The 4407-nt window shown below is 63.5% G+C and carries 5 protein-coding genes; 2 read left to right on the top strand and 3 right to left on the bottom strand.

Annotated elements, in window-relative coordinates; translation table 11 throughout:
• Nucleotides 1-62: 62 nt before the first annotated feature.
• Entirely contained in the window at nt 63-1265 is a 1203-nt protein-coding gene (locus WEA77_RS06415; protein ID WP_368067042.1) for an alpha/beta fold hydrolase, read from the bottom strand.
• Between the two features lie 22 nt (nt 1266-1287).
• Nucleotides 1288-1422, bottom strand: a complete 135-nt coding sequence (locus WEA77_RS06410) for a hypothetical protein (protein ID WP_368067043.1) — start codon at nt 1420-1422, stop codon at nt 1288-1290.
• Between the two features lie 147 nt (nt 1423-1569).
• Between WEA77_RS06410 and WEA77_RS06405 the strand changes: the two genes are divergently transcribed.
• Nucleotides 1570-2880, top strand: a complete 1311-nt coding sequence (locus tag WEA77_RS06405; RefSeq protein WP_368067041.1) for an amidohydrolase family protein — start codon at nt 1570-1572, stop codon at nt 2878-2880.
• A 179-nt stretch (nt 2881-3059) separates the two neighbouring features.
• A complete protein-coding gene (locus WEA77_RS06400) occupies nt 3060-3659 on the top strand; it encodes a phospholipid-binding protein MlaC (RefSeq protein WP_368067040.1) in 600 nt (199 codons plus the stop codon).
• Here the strand turns inward: WEA77_RS06400 and WEA77_RS06395 are convergent.
• Nucleotides 3620-4407: alanine dehydrogenase (locus tag WEA77_RS06395; protein ID WP_368067039.1), on the bottom strand; the 788-nt coding region annotated here is incomplete at its 5' end. The genes WEA77_RS06400 and WEA77_RS06395 overlap by 40 nt on opposite strands.

Here is a 4407-nt window from a genome sequence, read left to right as displayed (position 1 = left end):
GCAAGGCCTTGCCGGTTCAAGCCCGGCCGCCCGCACGTGTCCAGGCAGGTCCGCAAAATGGATCAATCCGCCAGCCGGATCTTCACTTCGCTCATCAGTGTCCGGTGCACGGGGCATTTGCCGGAAATCTCGATCAGCCTGGCGCGCTGCTCTGCGTCAAGGTCGCCCTCGATTGTGAGGGAAACGGTGAATACGTCGATCTTGCCCTCGCGCGTTTCGCAGTCCGCGCAGTCGGCGGCATGCACCTTGTCATGCTTCACCGACACGGCGATCTGGTCCACTTTCCACTGCTTCCGGTTCGCATACATCCGCATCGTCATCGACTTGCAGGCTGCCAGGCTCGCCGCCAGCAAATCATAGGGCGAAGGCCCCGCGTCCGCGCCGCCAACGTCGACAGGCTCATCCGCCATCAGGGAATGGCGTCCGGAGCGGACAAGGTTCGTGTAAGGACCCTGCCCTGCTTCTTCGGCTACAACGCTGCCCTGGAGGTGGCCCGCCGCTTCCGGCATCGGCATATAGCGCGCGGCCCAGGCCGTGATCACGCTCGCCGCATAGGCCGCGTCTTCCGGCTTGGAGAGGAAATGGTCCGCGCCGTCCAGTGAGACGAAACTCTTCGGATGCTTCGCCGCGCGGTAGATCATCGTCGCATTCTCGATGCCAACCGTCATGTCGCCCGGCGCATGCAGGATGAGCAGCGCCTTGCGCATGCCGGAAATGCGCTGCATCTGAGGCTGGTTGCGAATGTCCTCCAATAACTCGCGGCGCACCGTGAAGATCTTCCCGCCCAGCGCAACGCGCGCCGTTCCTTCCGTCTCGATCTCGGCGACGGCATCCGCAAAGTTTTGCTCGATATGCGCCACATCGGCCGGCGCGCCGATCGCCGCGACCGCCTTCACGTCCGAAATCCGTCCCGCCGCCGCCAGCACGGCCGCGCCTCCAAGGCTGTGGCCTATCAGCAAGGCAGGCGCTCCGCAGGCGGATCGAACATAGTCCGCCGCCGCCACCACATCGTCCACATTGGAGGAGAAAGTCGTATGCTCGAACCTGCCGCCGGAGGCGCCGATCCCCGCAAAGTCAAACCGCAGCACACCGAACCCTTGCGCCGTCAGCGCGCGCGAGACGCGCACCGCCGCCACCGAATCCTTGCTACAGGTGAAACAGTGCGCGAAAATCGCCCAGGCGCGCGGCGTGCCTGCCGGGCGCTCTATCCGCCCGGCGAGTTCCTGTCCGCCGCCGCCCACAAAGGTCACGGTCTCGGTCTTCATTGCGGGTCGATCCTTTGAAAGTTCAGCTTTCGGGCAGCGGCGTGAATTCGGTGATGAATGGCCCTGCCATCCGCCGCCTGGCAACAGGCAGCACCCGGCCAACCTCAAATCCGCCGCCCGGGCCGCGCGAGCGCTTGTCGATGATGAGTTCAATCACGGGTCAGTCCTCTCACGCTCGCATATGGCCGGCATATAGGGGCGACCCTAACGCCAATGAACCTTGCGGCGAGGCTTTTTATATCGGCGCGCCCCTGATAACACCTATGCAGTACTTGTTTCCCACTGAGTTCGGAGCTTCAGACACATGCCCATTTCCGCCCGCTTCCTTCGCGCCGCTGCGAGCGCCGCCATCGCGGCCGGGCTCGCGCTGCCCGCGCTCGCCGAGACCGTTTATGTTCAGGCCGGAAAAGTCCTCGCGGTCCCGGGCGAAGCGCCGCTCGGCCAGACTACGATCGTCATCACCGATGGCAAGATCGTCTCGCTCGAAGCGGGTCTGAAAACGCCGAAAGACAAGACCGTCCGCGTGATCGACCTGAAGGACAGCTATGTCCTGCCGGGCCTGATCGATTCGCATGTGCACCTGACCTCGGATACCGGCGGCATCGCTTCGCAGCTCGAAGACATCACCCTCTCGTCTGCCGCGCAGGCCTTCAATGCCTGGGACAATGGGATGAAAACGCTGCGCGCAGGTTTTACCACCGTGCGCAATCTCGGCGACGGCGATGGCGCGGTGCTCGCGCTTCGTGACGCGGTCAATGACGGCCAGATTTCCGGACCCCGTATCCTCGATGCCGGCGCCTCGATTTCCGGCTCTTCCGGCCACATGGATGGCTCGCTTGGTTACCGCGATGACCTGCGCGCGTATTTCAACGCCGCTGGAAATACCTGCAACGGCGCCGAAGATTGCCGCCGCGCCGTCCGCCTGCAGGTCGCGCGCGGGGCAGACGTGATCAAGTTCGGCGCCACGGGCGGCGTCAACAGCCGCATCGGCGCCGGCCTCGGCGCGCAGATGTTCATGGATGAAGCGGTCGCCATCGTCGAAACGGCGAAGCTGTTCGGCAAGAAGGTTTCCGCCCATGCCCACGGCGCAGACGGTATCCGTCTTGCGCTGGACGCCGGCGTCGATTCCATCGAGCACGGCACCATCCTGGATCCCGAAACCATCGATGCCTTCGTCGCAACGGGCGCCTATTATGTACCAACGCTTTCGACCGTGAACGGATATATCGAGCGCATCAGGAATAACCCGGACTCCTACGAGCCGGATGTCCGTGCCAAGATCGAATGGCGCATTGGCATTACCGGCAAGAGCCTCGAAATCCTCTATGCCAGGGGCGTGAAGATTGCGTTTGGCACTGATGCCGGCGTCTCCAGGCATGGCCGCAATGCTGACGAGTTCGAGCTGATGGTGAAGTTCGGCATGCCGCCAGTCGAAGCGATAAAGGCTGCAACGATCAATGCCGCTGACCTCCTCGGTCTGACCGCCGAAATCGGAACGCTCGAGCCCGGCAAGAGCGCCGATCTCATCGCCGTGAAAGGCGATCCGCTGAAGGATGTGGAGGTCCTGAAAGCTGTTGATTTCGTCATGGTTCGCGGCGAAGTGGCGAAAGAATAGCCGGGTGGCAGACGAGGTGTTGCCGCCGCGCAACACCCCGGTATCCTTAACCCTGCATTGGTGGAGGTTTCATGTGCGCCCGGCGGGGCGGATGCCAGAGAGCTTTCATCAGGGCCGGGAACAAATCCGCGCTGAACGCTTTGACTGGTCAGCGTTCACGTAATCAACGGATCAGGCCCATGCGCATGCGTGCCCTTCTCGCCGGCGCCGCCCTCACGGTTTTCGCCTTACCGGCCTTCCCGGGTCAGGAAGCTGAAGCGCTGACTGCCGCCGCTGCGACCCGGATTTCAGACCCCGTTCGCGGCGCCGCCGCGTTCTCCGAGTCAATCGACGTTCCGGCTGTTGCCCGCTTCACCCTTGGAAAAAATGCCCGCCGGATCAGCGATGACGACAGCCAGCGCTTCGCGGCTGCCTTTGATGGCTTCATCGCAAGCACCTTCCGGAAATACCGCGATGACTTTACCAATGCCGAAGTGGAGGTCATTGGTTCGGTTGACCGGAGCGCGGCGGATTCCATCCCAGAGACGCGCGTCACGCCGCCGGGCAAGGACGAGATGACCGTCCGCTGGCGCGTGATGAAGCGGGACGGAGAATGGCGCGTCGTGGACATCGAAGTCCTGGGCCTCTGGCTGGTCATCGAGCAGCGGGCGCAGATCGCTGCAATTCCCGGCAAGCCGCGTGCCACCATTGACGATGCGATTGGCGCCCTCAGCTCCTGGTTGGACCGTCTGCGGATGGATCAGGCAAAGGCGACGTTCAGCCAGTCAGGCCGGACATAGGTTTCACCGAGATCGCGGGCAACGAGCTTGTGGGCGATTGCGCCGCGATCGACGGTGAGGCCGTTGGCCAGGTGCCGGTCCGCATTGATGGCGGCGCGGGCGCCCTTGTTGGCAATCTGCATCACGAAGGGCAGGGTGGCATTGTTCAGCGCATAAGTTGATGTGCGCGGAACGGCACCCGGCATGTTGGCGACGCAGTAGTGAAGTATTCCGTCCACGTCATAGATCGGGTCTTCGTGGGTCGTGGCGTGGCTGGTTTCAAAACAGCCGCCCTGGTCGATGGCGATATCGACGAGCACGGCGCCCGGCTTCATGGTTTTCAGCTGCGCGCGGCTGATCAGTTTTGGCGCCGAAGCGCCCGGAATGAGAACGGCGCCGATCACGAGGTCGGCGTCCTTGATCGCTTCGGCGAGGGAATGCGCGGTGGAGTACATCGTCTTCAGGCTGCCGCGGAATTGCTCGTCCAGCTGGCCGAGGCGGATATTGTTCCGGTCAAAGACTGTCACATCCGCGCGCATCCCGACCGCGATTTCGGCCGCATGCGTCCCCGAAACGCCGCCGCCGATGATCACGACTTTCGCAGGCGCCACGCCCGGAACGCCGCCGAGGAGAATGCCGCGCCCGCGTTTCGTGCGCATCAGGGCCCAGGCGGCGACCTGCATCGACATCCGGCCGGCGACCTGGCTCATCGGGCGAAGAAGCGGGAGGCCGCCTTCGGAATCGGTGACTGTTTCATAAGCGATGGCGA

It is taken from the genome of Hyphomonas sp., from assembly GCF_040882205.1.
Classification (GTDB): domain Bacteria; phylum Pseudomonadota; class Alphaproteobacteria; order Caulobacterales; family Hyphomonadaceae; genus Hyphomonas.
The sequence above is the reverse complement of the archived record's forward strand: the minus strand, read 5'-3'. Positions and strand labels throughout refer to the sequence as shown.

Coding starts and splice junctions, on each gene's coding strand:
- WEA77_RS06415 (WP_368067042.1), bottom strand. CDS start 1,265: ATGAAGACCGAGACCGTGACCTTTGTGGGCGGCGGCGGACAGGAACTC.
- WEA77_RS06405 (WP_368067041.1), top strand. CDS start 1,570: ATGCCCATTTCCGCCCGCTTCCTTCGCGCCGCTGCGAGCGCCGCCATC.
- WEA77_RS06400 (WP_368067040.1), top strand. CDS start 3,060: ATGCGCATGCGTGCCCTTCTCGCCGGCGCCGCCCTCACGGTTTTCGCC.